This is a genomic window from Streptomyces sp. iso_384, assembly GCF_056172905.1.
This window is the reverse complement of the sequence record NZ_JBWBTT010000001.1, coordinates 4,182,467-4,206,333: the sequence shown is the minus strand read 5'-3', so window position 1 is coordinate 4,206,333 and position 23,867 is coordinate 4,182,467. Positions and strand designations below refer to the sequence as shown.

The following is a 23,867-nucleotide window of genomic DNA, read 5'->3' as shown; positions in this document are numbered from 1 at the left end:
CCCTTGAAGGTTACTACCTCCTCGGAGTTACGTTGCTGGAGTGGCGGAGACCCGCTGGTACCGAGTGAGGAGTACGAGAAATGACCGAGATCCCCAGCACCATGCCTGCCGTCGCCTACCGCAAGAGCCTGCCCGTGGGCGATGCGGAGAGCCTCGTGGATGTCACGCTGCCGGTGCCGCAGCCCGGCCCCCGAGACCTGCTGGTGCGGGTCGAGGCGGTCGCGGTCAACCCGGTGGACTACAAGGTGAGGAAGAACAGCGACCCGGGTGGCGAGCCCAAGGTCCTGGGATGGGACGCCGCCGGCGTCGTTGTCGCCGTCGGTGACGCGGTGACGGCGTTCGAGACGGGTGACGAGGTCTTCTACGCCGGCGCCATCGACAGGCCCGGGACCAACTCCCGCTTTCACGCGGTGGACGAGCGCATCGTCGCCCGCAAGCCCACGACTCTCTCGTTCGCGGAGGCGGCGGCCCTTCCCCTGACTTCGCTCACGGCCTGGGAGGGACTGTTCGAGCGCCTCGGGCTGCATGACGGCGCCCTGAAGAACTCCGGCACGCTGCTGGTGACCGCGGCCGCGGGCGGCGTGGGCGCGATGGTCGCCCAGCTGGCGCGAGCACTGACCAGCCTCACGGTGATCGGCACCGCCTCGCGTCCGGAGACGGCCCGGTTCGCCCGCCGTATGGGAGTGGCCCACGTGGTCGATCACCGCAAGCCCCTGATCCCTCAGGTGGCAGCGGTCGCGCCTGACGGTGTGGACTTCGTCTTCAGCACTGCGGGTACAGACGTGAACCTGGCCGCCTATGCGGACGTGCTCAAGCCCATGGGGCAGATCGTCGCGATCGACGACTTCGGCCCCATCGAGATCGGGCTGCTGAAGTCCAAGAGCATCTCCTACCACTGGGAGTTCATGTTCACCCGTTCGCTGCACCAGACCCCGGACCAGGCCGTTCAGCAGCACATCCTGAAGCAGATCGCCCGCCTGGTTGACGCCGGTGTCCTCACCACCACGGCCACGACCGACCTCGGCACGATCAACGCGGAGAACCTGCGCGAGGCTCACCGTGTCCTGGAGTCGGGCAAGGCGATCGGCAAGATCACCCTGACCGGCTTCTAGCCCACAGGGAGGCGCACGTCCTCGAGGAAGGCAGGCAGTCGCGGCCTTGAGGGGGCAGGGTGCCCGGAGAGCTCCCCGGCAGCGGCCGGGACAGCCGGGGGATTCAGCGGGCGTCAGGGCCCGGCGGCCGGTGACCGGCAGGCGGCGAGGCAAGCGCAACCTGGTCCCGGCCGCCGTTCCCCGTCCTGCCCAGGTCGGTTTGTCATGTCAACCCGGCTGTGCCCCGAGTGGGCTGAACGGAAGGCGCCTGACCGGCAAAAGCGACCTTTCAGAGCGATGCTGTGTTCGGGTCAGCGACCTTCGGGGGCCTGGCCTGGTTCGAGTCGGCGACCTTCGAGGGCGATGCCTGGTTCGAGTGGGCGACCTTCGTGACGGCTGGCAGCTTCGGGCCTCTGGTGTGTGCTGGGCGGACTGTGCTGTTCGGTGACCCTCTTGTTCGCAGCCGCCTACATCTGTGCCCGCCTTGCCCAGCAGGCCACCGCTGAGCATCAGTCGGCCGCAGCGGAGGTGGCTGAAGGCTGGGACGAGCAGGAAGCCTCCGGCCCGCTTGCTGCCTCCAGCCCCGACCTGGTGCGCAGCGTGCTGGACGGCCTGGCCGAAGGCCTCGCCGCGTACTCCGCCCGGCAGGCCGAGCTGGGCCTGGACGACCTCACCGATCAGAGCGCGGCCGCCAGTATGGCCGCCTTCCTCAGCAGCGGGACGGGAGTCCCGGCATCAACGAGACCGCCACCGCGAGCGGGGCCGACCTGGCCCGCATCGCCCTCCGGACCGCCCGGGCCGCCGCGAAGAGCCCACCCCAGCCCAAGCGCGCCCAGACCACGACCACCCGCAACCAGCGCAGCGGCGGCCGCGAGCCGCTGCCCTTCGCTGACGCCCTGTCCCGGATGGTCGCTGAGCGCGGCTGGGCCTCCCCGGCGGCTGCGGCCGCGACGGCGGCAGCGTCATCGACCAGTGGCCGGCCATCGCCCCCGACCGCCGCCGCGTTAGAGAACGGCGGTCCGTGTTCCGCAGCCGACCGCGCTGCTGAGGCGTCGACGTAGCAGTTCAAGCACCCCCTGGTGGTTGTCCGGGCGTAGCGTGATCGGCGAGCTGGGCCGCGCGCTCACCACGGCAACTGAAGGCCGACCGCTACCCGGCTGGCCCAGCGACGCCGGCCGCACCGAGAGCACTGGGTGGCGCCAGGGGCCCGCACCACGCTGCTCGTGGCGGTCGCACGCCACCACGCTCACCTGCTCGCCGCCATCGCCGAGCTCGGCGGTGAGCTGCAGCTCCCAGCTACCCGGAACGGGCGCTTGAGGGGCGCGTTCATCCCAGAGGTCTGCGCGCGGTCAGCGCCGTCGGCCGCTGCCGATGCGGCGGTCGTCGGCCAGTCCGGTGAGCGGGCCGAACTCGCGCGCAAGCTCGTTCCACGTCAGAACCTCGCCACAGCGGGCCGGGAACTCCTTCGGGTTGAACTCGGGCATGGTCCAGGTGCCAGTGCCCCGGTCCCGCAGCCACAGGTCCCCGTCACCGTCGACCACAGTCGGCGGGACCGGTACGGGCTCGGCCTGATCGGTGGGCTCCCAGGTGATCCGCCCCGGGTGGGAAACGCGGCGCAGCTCGGTGGTGGCCAGCCGCGCGGCCAAGTCACGGGTGGACTCTTCGGCCTCCTTGACCGACGCGAGTCGGAATGCGTCGTCAAGTACGGGCAGGGCTGGACTCTTGCTGCGCTTTGAACTCATACGCTGACTACCTCCGGTAGGGGGCGTCACATCCGTTGTGGCACCCCGTAGAGGAACACGGTATCCGAGGCAGGAGCCGGACCGGCTACGACGGATGTCCAGGTGGAGGCGCTGGCACACCGGGCCGAGGGGCTGGGGGGCCTCTTACGGATCACTGGTGGTGTTCGATCGAAGGTCCTGCTGGCGTCGGCAGAACTGTTGCCTGCGACGATGCGCCGGTGAGCTACGACCTTGCTGTGTGGGCCGGCGACCGTCCACTCGACAACCACCAAGCGGGCTCGACCTACGACGAGCTCTACGAGTGCTACCTGGAGTCGGACGATGTCGTCGTGCCTCCAGTGCCGGACATCAGGGCGTACGTGGAAGCCCTCGTCGCGCGATACCCGGACGACATCGACCGCAGTGTCGTATGGGCGTCGCCACCGGCCATCGATGAGGCATCGGGCCCGATCGTGTACCTGCTCATGTCTTACGGCAAGGCTGAGGAGGTCTCCGAGTACGCAGCTTCACTGGCTCGCGAGCATGGGCTCATCTGCTTCGATCCACAGGGCGAGTGCCTCCGGCCGTGAGCGATCAGGCGGACCAGAGGAAGATGGCCGCGACGAGGGGGCCGGCACGGTAGACCGTGGCGGTTTTCTCGTAGCGGGTGGCCAGACCGCGCCTTTGCTTGATTCGATTGATGGTGTTCGACGGTGTTGCGTTGCTTGTATGCCTCGCGGTCGAATCCGGGTGGGTGCCTACCGCTGCGGCCTCTGCGCTTGCGGTTGGCGATCTGGTCGGCAGGTTGCGGGATCACGGCCCGCACTCCGCGCCGCCGCAGGTGGTCCCGGATGGCTCTTGATACGTACGCCTTGTCCGCCAGCATCATGAAGGGCCTGGTCCTGGGCCTGCCAACCCGGCGAGGCATCCGAATGGCACGTGATCGAACGCTGGCGCGTCTCCGGCCTGGCCGGGCGTGAGTACGAAGCCCAACGGGCGACAGTGGCTGTCAGCAGCGAGATGGATCTTCGTGGTCAGACCACCACGAGACCGTCCAACCGCGTGGTCTTCGGGTTCGCCAGCCGGAGCCCCTTTTTGCGGGCACCGGCGCCGTCTTGGTGCACGCGCACGATCGTGGAGTCCACCGCGACTACCCAGTCCAGGTCGCCTTCGGCATCGGCCTGCGCGAGAAGCGCAGTGAAGACCCGTTCCCATGTGCCATCGATGGCCCAGTTCCGCAGCCGCGTATGAACGCCCTTCCACGAACCGTACTCGGCCGGGAGGTGCACCCACTGCGACCCGGTCTGGAACTTCCAGGCGATGGCATCGATCATCTGCCGGTGATCACGCCACCGCCCGCCTCGTCTTGGCGTCCGATCAGGCAACAACGGCTCTATCCGCGCCCACTGGGCATCAGCCAACAGCACGACTAAACCAACGATCCGATGATCGGAAAGAAGCGCCCTAGGCGTACTCGGTACTCGACCGGTGCGTCGGGTCCGGTCCCGCAGGCGCTGGGGCCGAAGCTGATCGGCGAGCTGGAGGGCCTATGCGGCGCTCCGAGTGTCGGTTTGCGGGACATGGCGGACGAAATTGAAGAAGGGGGGTATTTCGACGCTTCCCCTATGGGAGGGGAAGCGCACTCCAATAAGGCGCCTGACCCGGGGAAAACCCCAGGTCAGGCGCCTTCTTTCGTGCCCCTAGAAGAACCCGAGCTTCTTCGGCGAGTAGCTCACCAGCAGATTCTTCGTCTGCTGGTAGTGCTCCAGCATCATCTTGTGGTTCTCCCTGCCGATGCCCGACTGCTTGTAGCCGCCGAATGCGGCATGCGCCGGATAGGCGTGGTAGCAGTTCGTCCAGACCCTGCCCGCCTTGATCCCGCGCCCCGCGCGGTACGCCGTGTTGACGTCGCGGGTCCAGACCCCGGCTCCCAGCCCGTACAGCGTGTCGTTCGCCGTGCTGATGGCGTCGTCGAAGTCGGTGAAGGACGTCACCGCCACCACCGGGCCGAAGATCTCCTCCTGGAAGACACGCATCCGGTTGTCGCCCTCGAAGACCGTCGGCTGGACGTAGTAGCCGCCCTCCAACTCGCCGCCGTGCTCGATGCGCTGACCGCCCGTGAGGATCTTCGCGCCCTCCTGCTGCCCGATGTCCAGATACGAAAGGATCTTCTGCAGCTGGTCGTTGGAGGCCTGGGCGCCGATCATCGTGTCGGTGTCCAGCGGGTGGCCCGGCACGATCTGCTCCGTCCGGGCGACGCCCGCCTCCAGGAACGCGTTGTAGTGGCCGCGCTGGATGAGAGCGCGCGACGGGCACGTACACACCTCGCCCTGGTTGAGGGCGAACATGGTGAACCCTTCGAGGGCCTTGTCGAGGAAGTCGTCGTCGGCGCGCGAGACGTCGTCGAAGAAGATGTTCGGCGACTTGCCGCCCAGCTCCAGGGTCACCGGCTTGATGTTCTCGGAGGCGTACTGCATGATCAGCCGCCCCGTCGTGGTCTCACCCGTGAAGGCGATCTTCGCGACGCGGGCGCTGGAGGCGAGCGGCTTGCCCGCTTCCGCTCCGAAGCCGTTGACGATGTTGACGACGCCCGGCGGCAGCAGATCCGCCACCAGGCTCAGCCAGTAGTGGATCGAGGCGGGCGTCTGCTCGGCCGGCTTGAGGACCACCGCGTTGCCCGCGGCCAGCGCCGGGGCGAGCTTCCAGGTGGCCATCAGGATGGGGAAGTTCCACGGGATGATCTGGCCCACCACGCCCAGCGGTTCGTGGAAGTGGTAGGCGACGGTGTCGTCGTCGATCTCGCTGAGCGAACCCTCCTGGGCGCGCAGAGCCCCCGCGAAGTACCGGAAGTGGTCGATGGCCAGCGGGATGTCGGCCGCCAGCGTCTCCCGTACCGGCTTGCCGTTCTCCCAGCTCTCGGCGACCGCCAGCTCCTCCAGATGGGCTTCCATCCGGTCGGCGATCCTGTTCAGCACCGAGGCCCGGTCCCCGGCGGACGTGGCGCCCCAGCCCGGAGCAGCCGCATGGGCGGCGTCCAGGGCCAGTTCGACGTCCTCGGACGTGCCGCGCGCGATCTCCGTGAACGGGCGGCCGTTGACGGGGCTCGGGTTCTCGAAGTACTGCCCCCGGGCCGGCGGCACGTACTCCCCGCCGATCCAGTGGTCGTAGCGGGACGCGTACGCGACGATCGCGCCCTCGGTGCCCGGCGCAGCGTAACGGGTCATCTCTGTGGCCTCCCGGATCCGGTGCCGCCCGCCGTTGGACGGCCCTCGGCGCGAGGCTAGGGACGACGACGTTGCAACGGCGTTGCAACGGCGGGCGGGGGAGGAGGGAGCCGTGTCCCAGGGGTGAGTGACCATTCCGCACGGCGGCGCGCGCCGGGCGTCGTCGGCCGGTACGGGAAGGCGGCCGCCGCCAGGCAGTGTCTTCAAAAGCTCTTGCATAGTGGATCATGGTCGGGTGAAACGGCGCCATGAACTGTCCGGCGTCGAGTGGGAGTTCGTCCAGCCTCTACTGCCCGCGTCGCTGCGGGGGCGGAAGCGGTTGGATGATCGCACCGTGCTCAACGGCATAGTGTGGAAGTTCCGCACAGGGGCGGGAGGGCGGGACGTTCCTGAGCGGTACGGCCCGTGGGCCACGCTGCACACCCGGTTTCGCCGGTGGGCCCTGGAGAGCACTTTCGACCGGATGCTCCGGGCCGCCCAGGCGAGGGCGGACGCGGCCGGGGGCATCGACTGGCTTGTGTCGGTCGACTCCACGGCCGTCCGGGCTCGCAGCACGCCGTCGGGGCCCGCAAAGCGGGCAGTTCCGCACTCGGACGCTTCCGGGGCGGACTGACCAGCAAGATCCACCTGGCTTGCGATGCCCTGGGACGTCCGCTCGCTTCTACTGTCACTGGCGGGAACACCAGCGACTGCACCCAGTTCACTGCCGTGATGGACGCGATACGGGTGCCCGCCTTGGGCCGGGACAGCCGCGAATTCGGCCCGACCACGTCCTGGGCGACAGGGGCCACGGCTCCAAATCCATCCAGGTCTGGCTCAGACAGCGAGGTGTCGGGCACACCGTCCCGGAACGGGCCGACCAGATTCGAAACCGGCTCCGCCGAGGTTGTCGCGGCGGGCGCCCGCCGGCCTTCCGACAAGCAGCTCTACGAACAGCGCAACGTCGCCGAACGCTGCTTCAACCGCTTGAAACAATGGCGCGGTATTGCCACGCGCTACGACAAGACCGCCGAATCCTGCCAGGCAGCAGTCGCTCTCGCATCGCTCCTGATGTGGGCTCGACGCCAAGCGAAGAATGGTGGACGAACCCCTGACACTATGTCATGTGATAGGTGGCGGGGGATGCCCCGCGGCTAACGCACCGAGTTCCACCGAGCCCGGCAAGGTCAGGAGCCGTGCGACTCCCGGCTGTCGGAGTCACCAGCCGGCGTGCCCGTCGCCGTGGTGGCCGGTGCCGCCTGCGGCGCCCTCAGACCAACCGCCGGAGTCCAAGCCGTGGCCAAGACCGTGGCCGCCGGTGGTGAGGTCGGCGTAGAGGTCACTGAGCTCGCCGAGGAGCTGGCGGGTGAGAACGTCGGCGCCGGTGGTCAGTGCCTGAGCGAGCTCCACGTCGGCGATCGGGACCGCTCCGGCGGCTGCTGCGGTGGGGCGGTGCGTTGCGGCGAGGGCGGCCATACGTCGGCGGTCGGTGATGCCGCGCAGTCCAGGGTAGGCGGCAGGGGCGAGGCCCGCGGCCTGGGCCAGCACGGCGAGGGTGAGGTGGCGGTCAGCAGCGGACCTTGCGGAGCCGGAGCGGACCACGCTGTCGAGGCGGGTCAGTAGCGCCTGGCGGCGCGGCATGTCCACGGAAAGAATGTCGTTGCGGGTACGGCCGCTGGAGTCGCGCCCCCGACGGACACGGACCGCCTTCTGGTCCTCCAGTCGGGAGAGGTACTCGACGGTCAGGGAGCGCGGTGTCCGGCGCAGCCAGTCTTTGAGGCCGGGCGGGGGAGTAGGTGCGCCGAGACCTTGCAGGACATTGCTCAGGCGACGGTCTTCGACGGGCCGGGTGTCCAACACCTCGATCCGTCGGCGCCGGACGGCGATCCGTCCGGCCAGGCACAGATCCGCCAACTCCGAGGTCCGCAGGGCGTACAGAAGCCGATTGTCGCTTCGTATGCGTATGCGCTGTCTTCCCGGGACTATCGCGAGCAGGAGTAGTTCATCCCCCGTAGTCATGCCTGACAGGGTAGGCGCGGCGGTCCGCGGAAGGGAGAGCTCCGCAGGATGCTCAGCGTGCCGCCTGTACCAGGATGTCTGCGACCGGGAGGCCAAGCCCGGACGCACAGGCATTTCTGTCAGGACCTGGGCGGGCCTTCACGGCCTGCGGACCTGGCGGAACTGTTCCTCGCGTCGAATTGCCGTCCGGCGCACTGGCGGCGTTGCCGAGACGCCCTGGCAGCTTCACTGCGAGACCATTCCAGCGTCTTGCGATCACACGCAACAGACGGAGCGTAGCCGCCCTCCGGGCGACGACGGCAGTTTGACGACAGGCCCTAGCCGCGCTGTTCGGCGTCGAGGCTCCGGACCCGGGCCAGCAACGCCGCCCGCTGGTCCGCCGGAACCGCCCCGGCCAGCGCGCGCCACACCGGCAGGTCCTCCTCGCCCCACGGGCTGTACGCCCAGTCGGTGAGCAGCCCCGGATCACCCCGGGCGATCAGCGCGGCCCGCAGCTGCTCCGTGATCCGCCGCCGCAGCCGAACGACGGACGGGGCCCGGGAACCCGGCAGCAACGGGCCCGCGTACGCGTCCAGCGCCGCCGCCACCGCGCCCGAAGCCAGCCGGCGCGTCACCGTGTCGAAGTCGGCGTCCACCGGAACGGCCAGCCGGTACGGGCGCGAGTCCAGCAGATCGGGCCCCAGCAGCCGACGGAGCCGGGAGAGTTCGGCCCGCAGCGTCACCGGGGTCACCGACTCGTCCTCGTACAGCTCGATCAACAGCTCGTCACCGCTCAGCCCCTCCGGCCGACGGGCCAGGGCGACCAGGATCTCGCTGTGCCGTCGGCTGAGCCGCAGCCGCCGCCCCCGCGCCACCAGCAGCGCCTCGTCCCGGCCGAGCGCGCCCAGCCGCACCGCCTCGACGTCCGGCGGCGGGGCCAGCAGCGCGAGCTGCGACTCGGCGGCCCGGGCCACCGCCTGGACGAACGCCAGACTGTGCGGATGGGCGAGACGGTCGCCGCCCGTGATGTCCACGGCCCCCAGCACCCGGCCCGTGTGCGGGTCGTGCAGCGGCGCGGCCGCGCAGGTCCACTGCTGGACCGGCCGCAGGAAGTGCTCGGCCGCGAAGACCTGCACCGGGCGGTCCACCGCGATCGCCGTACCCGGCGCGTTCGTGCCCGCCACGGATTCGGCCCAGCGGGCGCCCTCCACGAAGTTCATCAGGCCGGCCCGTCGCCGCGCCGCGGTGTGCCCCTCGACCCACAGGAGGCGGCCGTGGGCGTCGCAGACGGCCAGCAGATGCTCCCCGTCCGTCGCGTACGCGCCCATCAGCTCGCGGATCACGGGCATCGCACGGGCCAGCGGATGCGCGGCCCGGTAGGCGCCCAGCTCGTCCGGGCCGAGCTCCACCGCCGGGGCGTCGTCCGGGCTGACCCGCGCCCGCACCGAGCGCCGCCAGGACGCGCCGACCACCGCGCGGACCGGCCGCTCCAGCCGTCCCGCCGAGGTGAACACGTCATGGGCGCGGCGCAGCGCACCGCTCTGTTCGCCGGGATCGGTGTCCGCCGCCAGGGCCACCCAGGGATCCGTCAACTCACCCTCCCGTCCAGGGGCCGTCGTGCCCACCCATCGTCGTCGCCGCCGGTCTCGGCGACAACCTCGGTGCGGAGAGTCATCAGTACGGGGGGGCAGGGGAGGGGCGACGGGAGAGGCGGCACCTCAGGCGGCGGTGACGAGCCGGAGGTAGCGCTCCCAGTCCCAGTGGACGCCCGGATCGGTGTGGTCGCTGCCCGGGACCTCGTGATGGCCGACGATGTGCTCCCGGTCCTTGGGAATGCCGTGGCGCTCGCAGATGTCCGCGGTGAGCCCGGCGGACCGCAGGTACATGATGTCCGTGAAGAACTCCGGGCGGTCCACCCACCCTTCGTGCTCGATGCCGATGCTCCGGGTGTTCCAGGTCCAGTTGCCCGCGTGCCAGGCGATGTCCTTCTCGCGTACGCACTGGGCGACATGGCCGTCGCCCGAGCGCACCACGTAGTGGGCGGACACCTGCTTGGACGGGCTCCGGAAGATGCCCGTGGTCGGTGTGAACAACTGCTGGGCGACATGGATGACGATCCGGTCGACCCGGCGCTCCGAAGGGTGAGCGGGAACGGTGTAGTTGGCGGGCGCGGCCGGGGCCCAGCGGGCCGTCGCGAAGTCGGTGGGGCCCTGTGGGGCCGCCACCGCCCGGGCGGAGGACGGCAGGACGGCCGCCGCCAGCGTCGCGGCGGCGCCCTGAATGATCCTTCTGCGGTGCAACAGCTCTCCTTGGGCCGGGGGCGTACGGGGCGGGGCGGGGGAGGGAGCGTGAGGCCGGAGCCGAGCAGGTGAGGCCCCGCCCTGTTGATCACCCCCTGCCGATGCGGATGACGGGTCCGCCGTCCATCCGGTTCCCTGTAACCGCCGTCCGGACGCACGTGCAGACCTCGTGCGGGCCCGTGCCCGTCCGGCCGCGCCGCTTCCTCGCAGAGCGAAAGCGGCGGTGGGCACCCAGCACCGGGTCTTCCAGACTGCCGCACCCGCCGCACCCGCCGCACCCGCCGCGCCCGTAGCCTCCTACGCCCCGCTCTCGGCGCCCGCCAACGCGCCCGCCGGGTCGTCGTCCGCCGGCCCGGCAGGCACCCAACGGCCGTGCTCCTTGCGGTAGGGCCACCACCGGCCGTTCGGGTCGAACCGCAGCTGGAGGTCGGCGCCCACGACCGTCCAGCGGGCCCGCCCGCTCGCCCGCAGCGTCGGCCGCTCACCCGTCTCCCATGCCTCGTCGAGCCGGGCGCGGGCCCGCCCCAGCTGCTCCGAGTCCGGCGTCCACTCCTCGTCCAGCACCGCGAGTGCCGCGACCCCGCCGTAACGCCAGGCACGAACCGCAGCGTTCAGGTCCGCGTGCGGTCGGCCCGACCCCGTGGCCAGCCGGGCCTCGAACCGCGGCTCCGGCCGGGCGTCCACGGCCAGCCGCACCGCGTCCTGCTGCGGCGTCAGCTCCACCGGGAGCGGCTGTCCCTCGTGTCCCGGAGCCAGGGCGTCCAGCAGCATCCGGCGGGCCCGCACCGCACTGTCGGCCGCCAGCACCTCCAGCGCCGCCGGGTCGATCCCGGGCACGGGTCCGGTCTCCGTGTCCAGCGACGGCCCGAGACCCGGCTCCGCCGGGGCCGACGGAGGCGCGGGGAGCGGTGGCAGGATCCCGGCGGCCGCGAACGCTTCCCCGGCCGGGACTCCGTGAACCTCCCGCTCCTCGATGTCGTCGGCCTGTCCCTCGCCGTCGCCGGCCCGGACCGCGCGGGCCGTGCTGCGTACCTGGAGCTCGTCCAGCAGCCGACGCTCGTCGCGCCCCCGCATCAGCAGCAGGACGAACGGATCCTCGTCGAGCAGCCGCGCCACCTGGTAGCAGAGCGCACCCGAATGCGGGCAGTGGTCCCAGGCACCGCAGGTGCACTCCGGCTCCAGATCGCCGATGCCCGGCAGCAGATCGACCCCGGCGCCCGCCGCGTCCTCCACCAGATGCGGAGGCATCTCCCGGTCCAGCAGCGCCGCGATGTGCCCGGCCCGGTCCACCGCCATGTCCAGGAACCGGTCCCAGGCGCCCGCGCCGAGTTGCTGGAGCAGGACATCGCTGCGGTGGGCCGAGCCGTCGCGGTCCCGCACCACCGCCGTGATCCGCCCCGGCCGTACGGAGACCGCCCCGACCCTGCCTTCCCGGGCCAGCCGCCGCCCCTGCTTGAGCTGCTGGCCGTCGAGCGCCGTGTCCTCCAGCGCCTTGAGCCACGCCCGGCCCCACCAGGACGTGGCGAAGCCCCGGCCCTGCGCCGGCGGGAACGCCGCGAACGTACGCTCCGGCCCGCGTCGGCCGTCACGCGTCGCTCCGTCGTCGCCGTCCCCTCGGTCCGAGGCGTCCGTGCCGCCCGCCCCGTACCCGTCGTCGTACGCGTATGTGTAGTCGTCGTCGTACGCGTCGCTCATCGTGCGCCCCCTCGCAGCTCGACCAGGTCGGCCAGTTCCGCATCGGTCAGTTCGGTCAGCGCCGCCTCGCCGGAGCCCAGCACCGCGTCCGCCAGGCCCTGTTTGCGGGCGAGCATCTCGGCGATCCGGTCCTCGATCGTGCCCTCGGCGATCAGCCGGTGCACCTGCACCGGCTGGGTCTGGCCGATCCGGTACGCCCGGTCCGTCGCCTGCGCCTCGACCGCCGGATTCCACCAGCGGTCGAAGTGCACGACATGACCGGCCCGGGTGAGGTTGAGCCCGGTGCCCGCCGCCTTGAGGGACAGCAGGAACACCGGTGCCTCGCCCGCCTGGAAGCGGGCCACCATCTCCTCGCGCCGGGCCACCGGCGTACCGCCGTGCAGGAACTGCGTGCCCACCCCGCGCGCGGCCAGGTGCTCCTCCAGCAGCCGGGCCATCTGCACGTACTGCGTGAAGACCAGCACCGAACCCCGCTCGGCCAGGATCGTGTCCAGGAGCTCGTCCAGCAGCTCGATCTTGCCCGACCTGTCCGCGATCCGCGGCTGCTCCTCCTTGAGGTACTGCGCCGGGTGGTTGCAGATCTGCTTGAGCGCCGTCAGCAGCTTCATCACGAGACCGCGCCGCTCGAAACCGTCGGCGGCGGAGATCTCCGCCAGGGTCTCGCGGACCACCGCCTCGTACAGACCGGTCTGCTCCGGCGTCAGCGACACGGCCCGGTCGGTCTCGGTCTTCGGCGGCAGCTCGGGCGCGATCCCCGGGTCGGACTTCCGGCGGCGCAGCAGGAACGGCCGCACCAGCGCCGCGAGTCGCTCCGCGGCGCCCGGGTCGTCACCGCCCTCGACCGCGGCGGCGTACCGCGCACGGAAGGTGCCGAGCCGGCCGAGCAGGCCGGGAGTCGTCCAGTCCAGGATCGCCCACAGCTCGGACAGGTTGTTCTCGACGGGGGTACCGGTGAGCGCGACGCGAGCACGGGCCCCGAGGGTCCGCAGCTGCTTGGCCGTCGCCGAGTGCGGGTTCTTGACGTGCTGTGCCTCGTCGATGACGACCATGCCCCAGGGCACGGCGGCGAGCCGGGGTGCGTCCAGACGCATCGTGCCGTACGTCGTCAGGACGAACTCGCCGTCCACCAGGCCTTCCAGGCAACGCGACGCGCCGTGGAAGCGGCGGACGGGGGTGCCCGGCGCGAACCTCTCGATCTCCCGCTGCCAGTTGCCCATCAACGACGTCGGGCACACCACCAGCGTCGGGCCCGCCGCGTCCCGGTCGCTCTGCCGGTGCAGATGCAGGGCGATGAGCGTGATCGTCTTGCCGAGACCCATGTCGTCGGCGAGACAGGCTCCGAGGCCGAGCGAGGTCATGGTGTTCAGCCAGTTCAGCCCGCGCAGCTGGTAGTCGCGCAGGGTCGCGGTGAGCGCCTCGGGCTGCCCGATCGCCTGCTGGGCGGCGGACTCCGGATCGGCCAGCCGGTCCCGCAGCCGCTGGAGCCAGCCGGTCGCCGCCACCTCCACACGGCGGCCGTCCACCTCCGTCGATCCGGTCAGCACCGCGCCGAGCGCGTCGATCGGGGTGACCTTGCGGTCCTGGGTCTCCCGGGCCCGGCGCGCCTCCTCGGGATCGATGAGCACCCATTGGTCGCGCAGCCGCACGATGGGCCTGGAGGACTCGGCGAGCCGGTCCAGCTCCTCGCGGGTCAGCTTCCGGTCGCCCAGGGCGAACCGCCAGTCGAACGAGAGCAGGGCGTCGGCGGAGAGGAACGAGGGCACATCCGCAGCGGTACGTCCGCGCTGCCCGGCCGCCTGCTCGTCGCCCTCCCGGCCCGTGAGGTCCGCGTCGTCCGGGCCGATCACGGCGCGCGCGGTGAGTTTCCTGGCCAGCTCCCTGGGCCAGTGGACCTGCACCCCGGCGGCGGCCAGGGCACGTGCGGCGGACCCCAGCAGCTCGGCGATCTCCTCGTCGGCCGGTTCCACCGAGTCCGGCACCGCGGCGGAGAGCAACGGCGCCAGCGGGGGCCAGGCCCGTGCGGCCCGCCGCAGGGTGAGGAGGGCGTCCATCCGGGCCCGCGGCCCGAACGCGGCAGCGGTCCGCGAGCCGCCCGCCCACACCTCGGCCGCATCGGCGACCAGCGTGGGATCGCTGACGCTGTGGATCTGCAGCACGGCCCGGAACGACGGAACGACCGCGTCCGGACCGGACCCCGCCCGTACCGCTCCCGGGGCGGCTTCGGAGGCCCCTTCCGCGCCGCTCGCCCGCGAGCTCACGCCCGTGACCTCGATACGCAACGAGAGCCGTACGCCCGCGTCGTGACCGGCCGCCACATCGGCCGCCCAGGCCCGCCCCTCGGGCAGATGCTGCGGCTGCCGGGCGGTGAACGCGGGTCCGGCGGCGACGAACCCGGAAGCCGGTGTACGGGGCATCGCGTCGGCCACGGCGTCGAGGAACGCGCGCAGCAGGCGCTCCGGTTCGGGCAACAATGGTTCGGACAACGATGGTTCGGACAACGATGGTGCGGACGGCACCGGTTCCGGCAGGAACGGTTCGCCCGCGGTGCCGTCGGTCGGTACCGGAGTCGCGTGCGCGGTGGGCGGCATCGACGCGGCCAGTTCCCGGACCCGTTCGAGGTCCTCGGCGCCCAACGGACCGATGCGCCAGGCGTCGTGGTCGGTGGCGCTCAGCCCCGGCAGCAGAAGGCCGCGGGCCACGAACTGGAGAGCCAGAAGCGCGGCGGCGCCCCAGAAGGCGGTGGCGGGGGAGGCGTGGGCGGCGGCCCGCGCCCGGGTCAGCACTGGCAGCGCGTCCCGGATGGGCAGGTACAGCGCCGAAACCGTGCGGGGCCGCAGGTCGGCTCCGACCACGGTCAGTTCCGACGAGGTCCCGGGAGTGCCGGAAGGGGTGCTACCGTCCGGATTCCAGAACGCGATCCTGCCGGTACGGGCCGGATCCGCGGGGACGAAAACCGCGGAGCAGCGGGACAGTTCGGCGATCTCGGAGGGCGTTGCCGCAGGGTGCCTGTGCACAGCGATGTCAGATTCCTCAAATTTGACTAGTGGGCGGAGTCGCCGAGGGTACTCCACTTCACGCGACGACAGGCCGCACACTTGTGTGGCGTGCGCCACCTCTCCTCTCTTTCGGGCCTGATGGTGCAGTCAGCCCCACCATCGAGCCCGGGGGTCTGCCCCAGGGGAACCAGGGTGGTGGCGCCATGGCTCCCACCGTCCTCCGATCCGTACGTTCGATCAGGTCAGCGCAGATGTTCCAGAGACCGGAGACGTCCATGCCCCAGGCGACAGCCACTGTTGCGGATCCCGCCGACGAAAGCAGTCCGGGCCGCCCCGCCGGCGCCCATGGGGCGGCGGCGGGAAGCGACTTCGCACCGCTGCTGCGTGCTGTGCGGGACCAGGACCTGCTGGAGCGTCGCACGGACCGGTACGTCCTCGGCATCGCCGCCAACCTGGTGGCCCTGGTCGCGCTGATCACCGGCTTCGTCCTGCTCGGAGACACCTGGTGGAGCCTGTTCCTCACCCTGCCGTTGGCGGTCCTGTGGACCCGTACGGCCTTCGTCGCCCATGACGCCGGGCATGCGCAGATATCCGGTGACCGCAGGACGAGCAGACTGATCGGTCTCGTGCACGCCAATCTGCTCCTCGGTATGAACGAGGCGTGGTGGAACGACAAGCACGTACGCCACCACGCCAACCCCAACCACATCGACAAGGACCCCGATGTCGGTGTCGGCGCGCTGGTCTGGACCCAGAAGCAGGCGGCACAGCGTGAGGGATTCGCCCGCTGGCTGACCAGGAACCAGGCCCGGCTGTTCTTCCCGATGCTGCTGCTCGAAGGCATCGCGCTGAAGATCTACGGCTTCCAGTTCCTGCGCCGCCAGCCCCTCCGGGAGCGGGCCGTCTCGGCGCTGCTGCTGACCGCGCACACCGGCCTCTACGCCGCGCTGCTGCTGAGCACGCTCTCGCCGGGCAAGGCGATCGTCTTCGCTCTGGTGCTGCACGCACTGTTCGGTCTCCACCTGGGCATGGCGTTCGCCCCGAACCACAAGGGCATGGAGATGCCCGACCCCGACGGCGAGCGCTGGGGCCATCTCCAGCGGCAGGTCCTGACCTCGCGCAACGTACGCGGCGCCGTCCTGACGGACTGGTTCCTCGGCGGGCTGAACTACCAGATCGAGCACCACCTCTTCCCGAGCATGCCGCGCCCCAACCTGCGGCTCGCCCAGCCCCTGGTCAAGGCGCACTGCTCCGCGATCGGCATGCCGTACGCGGAGACCGGACTGATCGAGTCCTACCGGCAGGCACTGTCGCACATGCACGAGGTCGGTGAGCCGCTGCGACAGGGCGGGCCGACGGGGAACGTACGGGAGCGCGAGGGCGTTCACTGAACAGGAGCGGCGCCGGCCGCGAAGGAGGCGTGGACCATGTCGAATGGTGCGAAGGTCGCTATCGGGGGAGTGCTCGCGGCAGCCATCCTGTGGCCCCTGATCGGATTCTGGTGGGCGCTGCTGGTCGTGATCGGGGTTCCGGTCGCGGGCTATCTGCTGCTGGACCCGTCCCAGCGGCGCAGGCTCCGCAGGATCAACCGCAAGGAGATCGGCCGCTGAGCCCGGACCTGGCCTGTGCGGGATCGCCGCATGGGAATCGTGCGGCTCGGATGGCGCGCGGGTGACCCGGATCGGCCCGGGTGACCCGCGAGGGTGTCACGTGGGGTGAACGGCCAGCTCGTCCAGTGCGGTGAGCAGGCCGGGCAGCGCCGTTCCGCGGCCGACCGGGATGACCGTGCCCGGCTCCTCGTCCAGCAGGAACAGCGCGATGTCGTCGGTCCGAGCCACCATCGACCACCCCGGCCCGTCGACGCGCAACGTGCGTGCGTCGGCCGATGCGTACGAGGAACGGATCCGCCCGGGAGGCGGCGGCGTCTTCGTATAGCCGTCCGCCTCCGACAGGGCCCTGCGTACGCCGGGGTGCCGGGAGGGCGGGGAGGACGAGCCCTCCGGCTCTTCCTCGGCCCCCGGCCGTACGAACTGCGCGTCGTCGATCTGCTCACGCCATGTGGACCACTGCGCGGCGATCTCGTCGGCACCGAGCCGCCGCTGCGCCGGACCCCAGGCCTCCGCGTCGGGAGGGGCCAGAGGCGCGGGTCCCTCCCCGTCCGTCTCGGGATCGTGCGGATCCGGGACGCCGGGCGCCGAGACCGCCAGGTCCATCGGCCAGCCGGGCAGCGCGCACACCATGGAGCGCTCGTCGGGGGAGAGGTCGTGCTCCATGCCGCAGTCCCACGCGGCGATGGCGACGGCCACCTGGGAGGCGTCCTCGACGACCACGGTCCACCGGGCCCCCTCGCCGTCCTGGCCGAGGATGAGGCCGTAGCCCTCCTCGTACGGTTCGAGCGCGAGCGCACCGCACGCGGCCACGTAGTCGTCGCCCAGCACACTCGGGAACCGCGCGGGCGTCAGCAGCATCGCGGTCAGTACCAGCAGTGCGTCGTCGGCGGCCGCATCCTTCGCACCGGCCACGGTGTCCTCCCCATCGCTCATCGCCCACCCGCCCATCGCTCGGTCCCGTGTTCCTTGGTCGTCGGCGCACCCTAACTACTCGGTAACCCCCTCGTCGAGGCCCCGGCGAGCAGCGGTGGACCGGGGCCGGGGCCACCCCGTCCGGGTGGCGGAAGGCCGAAGGGCCGCCGCGCGCGTGAAGCCTCCGCGTAAACTCGGACGTCCGGCCGAAAGAGGGGAACAGCATGGTGAAGCGGTACGACCGGCTGAAAGAGATTCAGCGTCTGGACCCCGAACGGGACTTCCTGGAGATCTATCGCCTCACCGTCACCTACGAGTTTCCCTGGGACATCACCCGCGCCCTCGAACTGGCCCTCTACCGCACCTATGCGGTGCCGAGCATCGGCCGACTCCTCGATGAAACGGCGGAGTTGACGGGGCGTTCCCAGAAGCGATACGATGACACCGCCCTGCTGCTCGACACGGTGGTGGAGCACGGTTTCGAGACCGACGAGGGCCGCACGGCCGTCCGCCGGATCAACCAGATGCACCGCAGCTACGACATCAGCAACGACGACATGCGCTACGTCCTGTGCACGTTCGTCGCCACCCCGAAGCGCTGGCTGGACAGTTTCGGCTGGCGGCGGCTGTGCTGCCACGAGCTGGGAGCCTTCGCCGCCTACTACCGCGCGCTCGGCGCCCGCATGGGGATCAAGGACGTCCCCGCAACGTACGAGGAGTTCGAGGACACCCTCGACGCCTATGAGCGCGAGCACTTCGGCTGGGACGAAGGAGCCCGCCGGGTCTCCGACGCCACTTTGGCGCTGATGGGGTCCTGGTATCCGGCGCCTCTCGCCCCGGTGGTGCGCGGCGCCAGCCTCGCGCTCCTGGACGACTCGCTGCTCAGGGCGTTCCGCTACCGCCGCCCGGGGCCGGTCGCACGCGGGCTGACCAGGGGCGCGCTCCGGCTCCGGGCCCGTGCCGTCCGGCTTCTGCCGCCCCGGCGGACGCCCCACTACGCACGCCAGAACCCTGAGATCAAGGGGTATCCGGACGGGTACGAGATCGCGGGGCTCGGTACGTTCCCCACGCCGGGCGTCGGCGGCTGCCCCGTTCCCAGCCGCAGGCCGTCGCAATCGCCCGCCGAGTGATGCGACCGCTCCGGCCGTCCTGACCTGGCCGTACGCGCTTTCGGCGCTCAGGCCACCCTGACTGCGAGGACGAGAAATCGGTCGTCCTCGTCGGTGTAGGACTCCAGCCGCCACCCCGCACCGGCCAGCAGCTCACGCAGCCGGGGCTCGGCCCGCAGGTCGTCGTCGGTGATGGCGCGACCGTGACGCGCGGCGAGAGCGGCTCGGCCGATCGGATGGAACAGAGCCAGGACCCCGCCCGGCCGGACCACCCGGGCGAGCTCCGCCATATCGGCCCCGGGGCGGGCCAGATGCGAGATCAGCCCGGCTCCGAACACCGCGTCCAGAGCTCCGTCGCGCAACGGCAGCCGCGCGACGTCCGCGCGGAGCAGCGCCCCGCTGTCCCCTCGGCCCGCCCGTGCCGCCGCCTCCAGCATGGCGGGAGTGAGGTCGGCGCCCAGGACCCTGCCGCGTGGCCCGACCACCGCCCGCAGTGCGGGCAGCGCACGGCCCGTCCCGCAGCCCGCGTCGAGCACGGCATCACCGGGGCGCAGCCCCAGCATTCCGGCCGCTGCGGCGTAGGCGGGTCCGTCGTCGGGGAACCGGCTGTCCCAGCCGGCCGCACGCGGGGTGAAGAAGTCCAGGACATGAGCGTGGTCGTCGGCCATGGGGACATGATCGCGCAGCCGGCGAGGGCCGCGCGATCACCGGACGCCGTACCGGTCCGCTCAGACGTTGACGCCGTAGTCCGATGCGATGCCCGCAAGGCCCGAGGCGTAGCCCTGGCCGACGGCCCGGAACTTCCACTCGGTGCCGTGTCGGTACAGCTCGCCGAAGACCATCGCGGTCTCGGTGGAGGCGTCCTCGCTGAGGTCGTACCGGGCGAGCTCGACGCCGTTGGCCCGGTTCACCACACGGATGAAGGCGTTGCGCACCTGACCGAAGCTCTGGCTCCGGCTCTGGGCGTCATGGATCGAGACCGGGAAGACGATCTTCGCGACCTCGGCGGGAACCGAGGACAGATCGACCTCGACCGACTCGTCGTCGCCCTCGCCCTCACCCGTCAGGTTGTCACCGGTGTGGCGGACGGAACCGTCGGGGCTGTTGAGGTTGTTGTAGAAGACGAAGTGGCTGTCGGAGAGGACCTTGCCCGCCTCGGAGCACAGCAGCGCGCTGGCATCCAGGTCGTGATCGGCGCCGGTCGTGGTCCGCACGTCCCAGCCGAGCCCGACCGTCACCGCGGTCAGCCCGGGGGCCTCCTTCGACAGGGAGACGTTGCCGCCCTTGGCCAGGGTCACACCCATGAAATTCCTCCAGTGTTCCGTCGGTCCGCACATGCGATCCGGTGCCCGTGGCTGCTCCGCGTACGGGCGCCGGTGATCGGTGCTGTTCTGCTGTCACTCTTGTGGCCGCTACCTGTACGAACGCTCAGCGCGGCGTTCCGGGTTCCCGGATTGCGCAAGCCATGAAATGAGCGGCGGCCGAAGAAGGGCCGGGGAAGACTCGTTCGTCGCCCGGCCGTGGCGCGTCAGTGGGCGTTCTCGTCCTTCATCGCCTTGGCCTCGCTCTTGAGGATGCGCATCGACTTCCCCAGGGCGCGGGCCGTGTCCGGCAGCTTCTTGGAGCCGAAGACGACGACCACGATGACCGCCAGGATCAGCAGGTGCCAGGGCTCCAGGCCGTTGCGCAACATTCTGGTCCCGTCCTTCTCTCCGTTCGCACGGCAACAGTTGCCGCATTGCGCAACTGTACAACTATCGCTTCGGGCCGGACCGGGCGCCCCTCGGCGTGGTGCCCTCAGCGTCCGGCGAGCTCTCCCTGTCGTCTCGTCACCTGGTCCGGTGCGGCGTCGGGCAGGTGGCGGCGCTCGTAGCGGCGCCGGGCCGATGTGAGCCCGACCGCGTACAGCCCCAGGACCGAGCCGAGCAGCAGGTAGTAGAGGGGCGGCAGGGCGCTCATGCCCAGCAACGGCCCGAGCGGGGTGAGCGGAAGGGCGACGCCGACCGCCGCGAGGCCCGCCGCGGCGGCCCGCAGAGGGCCGCCCGCCCGGCGCTCGGCGGCGCTGCGCCCGGTGCGGAGCAGGATCATCACGAGGGCCTGGGTGAGCAGGTTCTCCGTGAACCACCCGGCATGGAACGCCGCCTCCCCGCCGTCCCCGGAGGCGTTGTGGAGGGCGAGCGCGAGCACCCCGAAGGTGGCGAGGTCGGCGGCCGCGTTGAGCAGGCCGAAACCCGTGATGAAGCGCAGGAAGTCACGCGGCCGCAGCGCGGTGGGGCGGCGCAGGACCGATGCGGCCGGCCGGTCGAACGCGAACGCCAGCTGCGCCGCGTCGAAGCAGAGGTTCTGCACCAGCACCTGCGCCGGGAGCATGGGAAGGAAGGGCAGCATCAGCCCGGCCGTCAGCATGGCGATGACATTGCCGAGGTTCGAGGAAAGCGTGATCCGCAGATAGGTGGCGATGTTCCCGCTGCTGCGCCGGCCCGCCAGCACCGCACGGTCGATCGCGGTGAGGTCCTTCTCCGCCAGGACGACATCGGCCGCCTCCCTGGCCACATCCACGGCGTTGCGCGGGCAGATGCCGACGTCGGCGGCGTGCAGGGCGGGCAGGTCGTTGACGCCGTCGCCGAGAAAGCCGGTCGTGTGGCCGCCTGCGCGCAGGGCCGAGACGATCCGGGCCTTGTGCTCGGGGGTGCAGCGCGCGAACACCGTGGCCCGGTCCGCCACCCGGACCAGCTCCGCGTCCGACAGGGTGTCCACCAGCTCGGCCGTCACCACATCGTCGGGTCCGGGCCTCCCCTCCGGGTGCAGACCGAGATCCGCGCACACCCGGGCGGCCGTGCCCGGATGGTCACCGGTGAGCACCTTGACGCTCACCCCCCGCCGCGCGAGCACCCCGAGGGCGTCGGCGGCGCTCGGAGCCGGAACGTCCCGCAGCGCCACCAGACCCAGGAAGGTCAGACCCCGCTCGTCCGCGGGGGTGTACGCGCCCGCCCGTGCCACCCGGTCGGAACGGGCCACGGCCAGCAGGCGCAGTCCGGTCCCGGCCTTCCGGTCCGCCAGGGCGAGCAGCCGGTCGCGCTCCTCCCCGTCCATGACGCACCGGTCGAGCACCGCCTCGACGGCGCCCTTGGTGACCAGGGTGTGGACGCCGAGCCGGCCGGGCCTCCGCACCACGGCGGTCGCGACGCGGCGCACCGGATCGAAGGGCAGCACGGCGACACCTTCGTACGCCTCCGGATTCACCTGCCCGGCAGCGGGCGGACCGCACGCGTCGGCGGCGTCCAGAACCGCCTCGTCGAGCGCGTCGGCCGCGGGCAGCTCCGCCAGCTGGAGTGTCCACAACGCACTGACCGCAGCCCACCTCAGCACGTCCGGATCGGACCGGTCCGCACCGTCGGTCGCCCCGGCGACGACAGGCCGGTCCTCGGTCAGCGTGCCGGTCTTGTCCAGGCACAGCACATCCACCGCCCCCAGGTCGTGCAGCGCAGGGAGCCGCTTGACGATCACTCCGCTGGTGCGTGCCAGCCGGGCGGCGCCCCGCGCGAGCGTCGTCGTGACGATGACCGGCAGCATCTCCGGGGTGAGCCCGACGGCGACGGCCACGGCGAAGGGCAGCGTCTCGAGGCCCCGGCCACGCAGCGCCGCATTGGCCATCAGTACCAACGGCGGGGTCAGGAGCATGAAGCGGATGAGAGTCCAGGAGATCCCCTGGACCGACCGGTCGAAGGCGCTCGCGCCCCGCTGCCCGGCCCGCCCCTCATGGGCGGCGGCGAACCGGGTCTCCCCACCGGTGGCCACGATCACCGCCGTACCGCTGCCAGAGGTGACACTGCTGCCCTGGAAGCACCACTGCGGCTGCGCGAACGGCCCGGCCCCGGACAGCGCGGGGTCGGGGACGTCGAGGGCCTGTTTGACCACCGGCGCCGACTCCCCGGTCAGCGCCGACTGATGGACGGTGAGGCCGTCGGTGCGCAGCAGCCGCACATCGGCGGGTACGAGATCGCCCGGCCGTAGCCGGATCACGTCCCCCGGCACCAGGTCGGCGACCGGCACCTCCCGCTCCAGGGGAGGAGCGTCGTCCGAGGCACGGCGCACCACGGTCGCCGTGGTCGCCACCAGCTCCCGCAGTGCCGCGGTCGACCGGTCGGCGCGGTGCTCCTCGGCCGAGCGCAGCAGACAGCTCACCGCGACGAGCGTCAGGATGACGCAGGCGGTGCCCCAGGCGGCGACGAGGGCCGACACCAGGCCGAGGCCGAGCAGCACGGAGGTGAAGGGGTCCCGGAGGCTGCGCAGGAAGCGCCGGGGCCAGGGCACGGGCCGCCGGGCGGGCAGAACGTTCTCGCCCGTCCGGCCGAGCCGGATCTCGGCCTCCGCCTCCAGCAGCCCGCGCGGCCCGCTGTCGAGTGCGCGCAGCGTCTGCAGAGCGGTGGGGCCGGAGCCGGAGGCCGGGGCGGGGGCCGTGAGGTTCCCGCCGGACCCTGCCGCGGAATCGGTGCCGGTGCCCGCGCCGGGAAACGGTGTGACGGAGGCCGGTGCGGCGGCGAGGTGTCCGGAGCCCGCGGCTGAACTGCTCTCAGGCACCGAGCTCACGCAGGCGGACGGGCTCCTGGGAGGCGTGCCCGGCGCGTTCGGTCAGTTGGCCGACCATGAGCCGGACGACCGTCACCACATCGGGATCGTCGACCAGATAGACCTGCCGTCGGCCTTCGCGGCGGGAGCGGACGAGACCGGCCAGTTTCAGCTTCGTCAGATGCTGGCTGACCGAGGGAAGCGTGCCGCCCACCCGCTCGGCGAGCCCCGTCACATCGCTCTCGCCCTGGGCCAGCGCCCACACGATGTGCAGCCGTGCCGGTGTCGCCAGGAGCCCGAACGCCGCTGCGGCCTCCGCGAGCACCTCCGCGGGCGGATCCTGGAAACCGCCGCCGGAACCTGTCGACACGCTCGAATCTCCTCGTCCCCGGGCCGTCTGTGCGGGCCCGGCACCGCCGCCCGTTCCAGGCAGCCGAAAAGACCAGTGTAGGGGCCACTCCGGAAGGGCCCGGGACGGGCGCAGGACATTCGGCTCGTCCAAGAGGGACGTAATGAGGTCGGGATGCGGCAAGAAACGACCATGGTGAAGTCGCATCGGTCAAGAACGATCAACCAGTTCGGGCGAGGCCGACGGGTTGCCATGCTGTCGGCCCGAACCATTCCTGAGCCCGGCAGGCCGACGCCGGATTCGCAGGGCCCGAC

19 protein-coding genes and 2 pseudogenes are annotated in these 23,867 nt (G+C 71.4%); 7 read left to right on the top strand and 14 right to left on the bottom strand.

Annotated elements, in window-relative coordinates:
- Positions 1 to 80 precede the first annotated feature (80 nt).
- Both AC0VY3_RS18775 and AC0VY3_RS18770 read left to right on the top strand, forming a co-directional pair.
- Positions 81 to 1,112 (top strand): zinc-binding alcohol dehydrogenase family protein, encoded by a 1,032-nt coding sequence (locus AC0VY3_RS18775; RefSeq protein WP_475550095.1) that lies wholly within the window; start codon positions 81 to 83, stop codon positions 1,110 to 1,112.
- A gap of 281 nt (positions 1,113 to 1,393) precedes the next feature.
- Positions 1,394 to 1,597, top strand: a complete 204-nt coding sequence (locus AC0VY3_RS18770) for a pentapeptide repeat-containing protein (RefSeq protein WP_475550094.1) — start codon at positions 1,394 to 1,396, stop codon at positions 1,595 to 1,597.
- Between the two features lie 843 nt (positions 1,598 to 2,440).
- Here the strand turns inward: AC0VY3_RS18770 and AC0VY3_RS18765 are convergent.
- Positions 2,441 to 2,833: a hypothetical protein gene (locus AC0VY3_RS18765; protein ID WP_103508472.1), complete on the bottom strand. Its 393-nt coding sequence runs from the start codon at positions 2,831 to 2,833 to the stop codon at positions 2,441 to 2,443.
- Positions 2,834 to 3,051: 218 nt separating this feature from the next.
- On the opposite strand from AC0VY3_RS18765, the gene AC0VY3_RS18760 reads away from it, so the two are divergent.
- A complete protein-coding gene (locus AC0VY3_RS18760; protein ID WP_103508471.1) occupies positions 3,052 to 3,402 on the top strand; it encodes a hypothetical protein in 351 nt (116 codons plus the stop codon).
- Between the two features lie 4 nt (positions 3,403 to 3,406).
- On the opposite strand, the pseudogene AC0VY3_RS18755 reads toward AC0VY3_RS18760, so the two are convergent.
- Together AC0VY3_RS18755 and exaC are read right to left on the bottom strand one after the other, a co-directional pair.
- Positions 3,407 to 4,239 (bottom strand): annotated as a pseudogene (locus AC0VY3_RS18755) (IS5 family transposase).
- Positions 4,240 to 4,512: 273 nt separating this feature from the next.
- The gene (exaC, locus tag AC0VY3_RS18750; RefSeq protein WP_242735241.1) at positions 4,513 to 6,036 is read right to left on the bottom strand and encodes an acetaldehyde dehydrogenase ExaC; all 1,524 of its coding nucleotides are present in this window, start codon (positions 6,034 to 6,036) and stop codon (positions 4,513 to 4,515) included.
- Between the two features lie 235 nt (positions 6,037 to 6,271).
- Here exaC and AC0VY3_RS18745 point away from each other — a divergent pair.
- A pseudogene (locus tag AC0VY3_RS18745) lies at positions 6,272 to 7,173 on the top strand (IS5 family transposase).
- Between the two features lie 60 nt (positions 7,174 to 7,233).
- Here AC0VY3_RS18745 and AC0VY3_RS18740 read toward each other — a convergent pair.
- The 5 genes from AC0VY3_RS18740 to AC0VY3_RS18720 all read right to left on the bottom strand — a co-directional run bounded on the left by AC0VY3_RS18740 (position 7,234) and on the right by AC0VY3_RS18720 (position 15,022).
- Positions 7,234 to 8,034 (bottom strand): GOLPH3/VPS74 family protein, encoded by an 801-nt coding sequence (locus AC0VY3_RS18740; protein ID WP_475550093.1) that lies wholly within the window; start codon positions 8,032 to 8,034, stop codon positions 7,234 to 7,236.
- A gap of 317 nt (positions 8,035 to 8,351) precedes the next feature.
- Positions 8,352 to 9,605: a GAF domain-containing protein gene (locus tag AC0VY3_RS18735; RefSeq protein ID WP_103508468.1), complete on the bottom strand. Its 1,254-nt coding sequence runs from the start codon at positions 9,603 to 9,605 to the stop codon at positions 8,352 to 8,354.
- A 126-nt stretch (positions 9,606 to 9,731) separates the two neighbouring features.
- Positions 9,732 to 10,313, bottom strand: a complete 582-nt coding sequence (locus AC0VY3_RS18730) for an N-acetylmuramoyl-L-alanine amidase (RefSeq protein ID WP_103508467.1) — start codon at positions 10,311 to 10,313, stop codon at positions 9,732 to 9,734.
- Between the two features lie 297 nt (positions 10,314 to 10,610).
- Positions 10,611 to 12,008, bottom strand: a complete 1,398-nt coding sequence (locus AC0VY3_RS18725; protein ID WP_475550092.1) for an SWIM zinc finger family protein — start codon at positions 12,006 to 12,008, stop codon at positions 10,611 to 10,613.
- On the bottom strand, positions 12,005 to 15,022 hold the full coding sequence (locus tag AC0VY3_RS18720) for an SNF2-related protein (protein ID WP_475550091.1): 3,018 nt from the start codon (positions 15,020 to 15,022) through the stop codon (positions 12,005 to 12,007). The genes AC0VY3_RS18725 and AC0VY3_RS18720 overlap by 4 nt, the downstream gene beginning before the upstream one ends.
- Positions 15,023 to 15,279: 257 nt before the next feature.
- Between AC0VY3_RS18720 and AC0VY3_RS18715 the strand changes: the two genes are divergently transcribed.
- Together AC0VY3_RS18715 and AC0VY3_RS18710 are read left to right on the top strand one after the other, a co-directional pair.
- Positions 15,280 to 16,395 (top strand): fatty acid desaturase family protein, encoded by a 1,116-nt coding sequence (locus AC0VY3_RS18715; protein WP_475550090.1) that lies wholly within the window; start codon positions 15,280 to 15,282, stop codon positions 16,393 to 16,395.
- 36 nt (positions 16,396 to 16,431) lie between these two features.
- A complete protein-coding gene (locus tag AC0VY3_RS18710) occupies positions 16,432 to 16,614 on the top strand; it encodes a hypothetical protein (protein ID WP_010062402.1) in 183 nt (60 codons plus the stop codon).
- A gap of 96 nt (positions 16,615 to 16,710) precedes the next feature.
- Here the strand turns inward: AC0VY3_RS18710 and AC0VY3_RS18705 are convergent, their stop codons facing one another.
- Positions 16,711 to 17,547 (bottom strand): hypothetical protein, encoded by an 837-nt coding sequence (locus AC0VY3_RS18705; RefSeq protein WP_242735253.1) that lies wholly within the window; start codon positions 17,545 to 17,547, stop codon positions 16,711 to 16,713.
- Positions 17,548 to 17,750: 203 nt separating this feature from the next.
- On the opposite strand from AC0VY3_RS18705, the gene AC0VY3_RS18700 reads away from it, so the two are divergent.
- Entirely contained in the window at positions 17,751 to 18,656 is a 906-nt protein-coding gene (locus AC0VY3_RS18700; RefSeq protein WP_475550089.1) for an oxygenase MpaB family protein, read from the top strand.
- Between the two features lie 47 nt (positions 18,657 to 18,703).
- On the opposite strand, the gene AC0VY3_RS18695 is transcribed toward AC0VY3_RS18700, so the two are convergent.
- From AC0VY3_RS18695 to AC0VY3_RS18675, 5 genes are all read right to left on the bottom strand, one after another.
- Positions 18,704 to 19,303, bottom strand: coding sequence for a class I SAM-dependent methyltransferase (locus tag AC0VY3_RS18695; RefSeq protein WP_103508462.1), 600 nt, complete (start codon positions 19,301 to 19,303; stop codon positions 18,704 to 18,706).
- A gap of 60 nt (positions 19,304 to 19,363) precedes the next feature.
- Complete coding sequence (locus AC0VY3_RS18690) at positions 19,364 to 19,939, bottom strand: TerD family protein (RefSeq protein ID WP_475550088.1); 576 nt, start codon at positions 19,937 to 19,939, stop codon at positions 19,364 to 19,366.
- Between the two features lie 224 nt (positions 19,940 to 20,163).
- Positions 20,164 to 20,328 carry a Sec-independent protein translocase subunit TatA gene (tatA, locus tag AC0VY3_RS18685; RefSeq protein ID WP_103508460.1) on the bottom strand — a complete coding sequence of 55 codons (165 nt, stop codon included), beginning with the start codon at positions 20,326 to 20,328 and terminating at the stop codon, positions 20,164 to 20,166.
- Between the two features lie 104 nt (positions 20,329 to 20,432).
- Positions 20,433 to 23,225: a magnesium-translocating P-type ATPase gene (gene mgtA, locus AC0VY3_RS18680; protein ID WP_475550087.1), complete on the bottom strand. Its 2,793-nt coding sequence runs from the start codon at positions 23,223 to 23,225 to the stop codon at positions 20,433 to 20,435.
- Positions 23,209 to 23,574: an ArsR/SmtB family transcription factor gene (locus AC0VY3_RS18675; protein WP_475550086.1), complete on the bottom strand. Its 366-nt coding sequence runs from the start codon at positions 23,572 to 23,574 to the stop codon at positions 23,209 to 23,211. Before AC0VY3_RS18675 ends, mgtA begins: the two co-directional genes overlap by 17 nt.
- Positions 23,575 to 23,867: the final 293 nt, after the last annotated feature.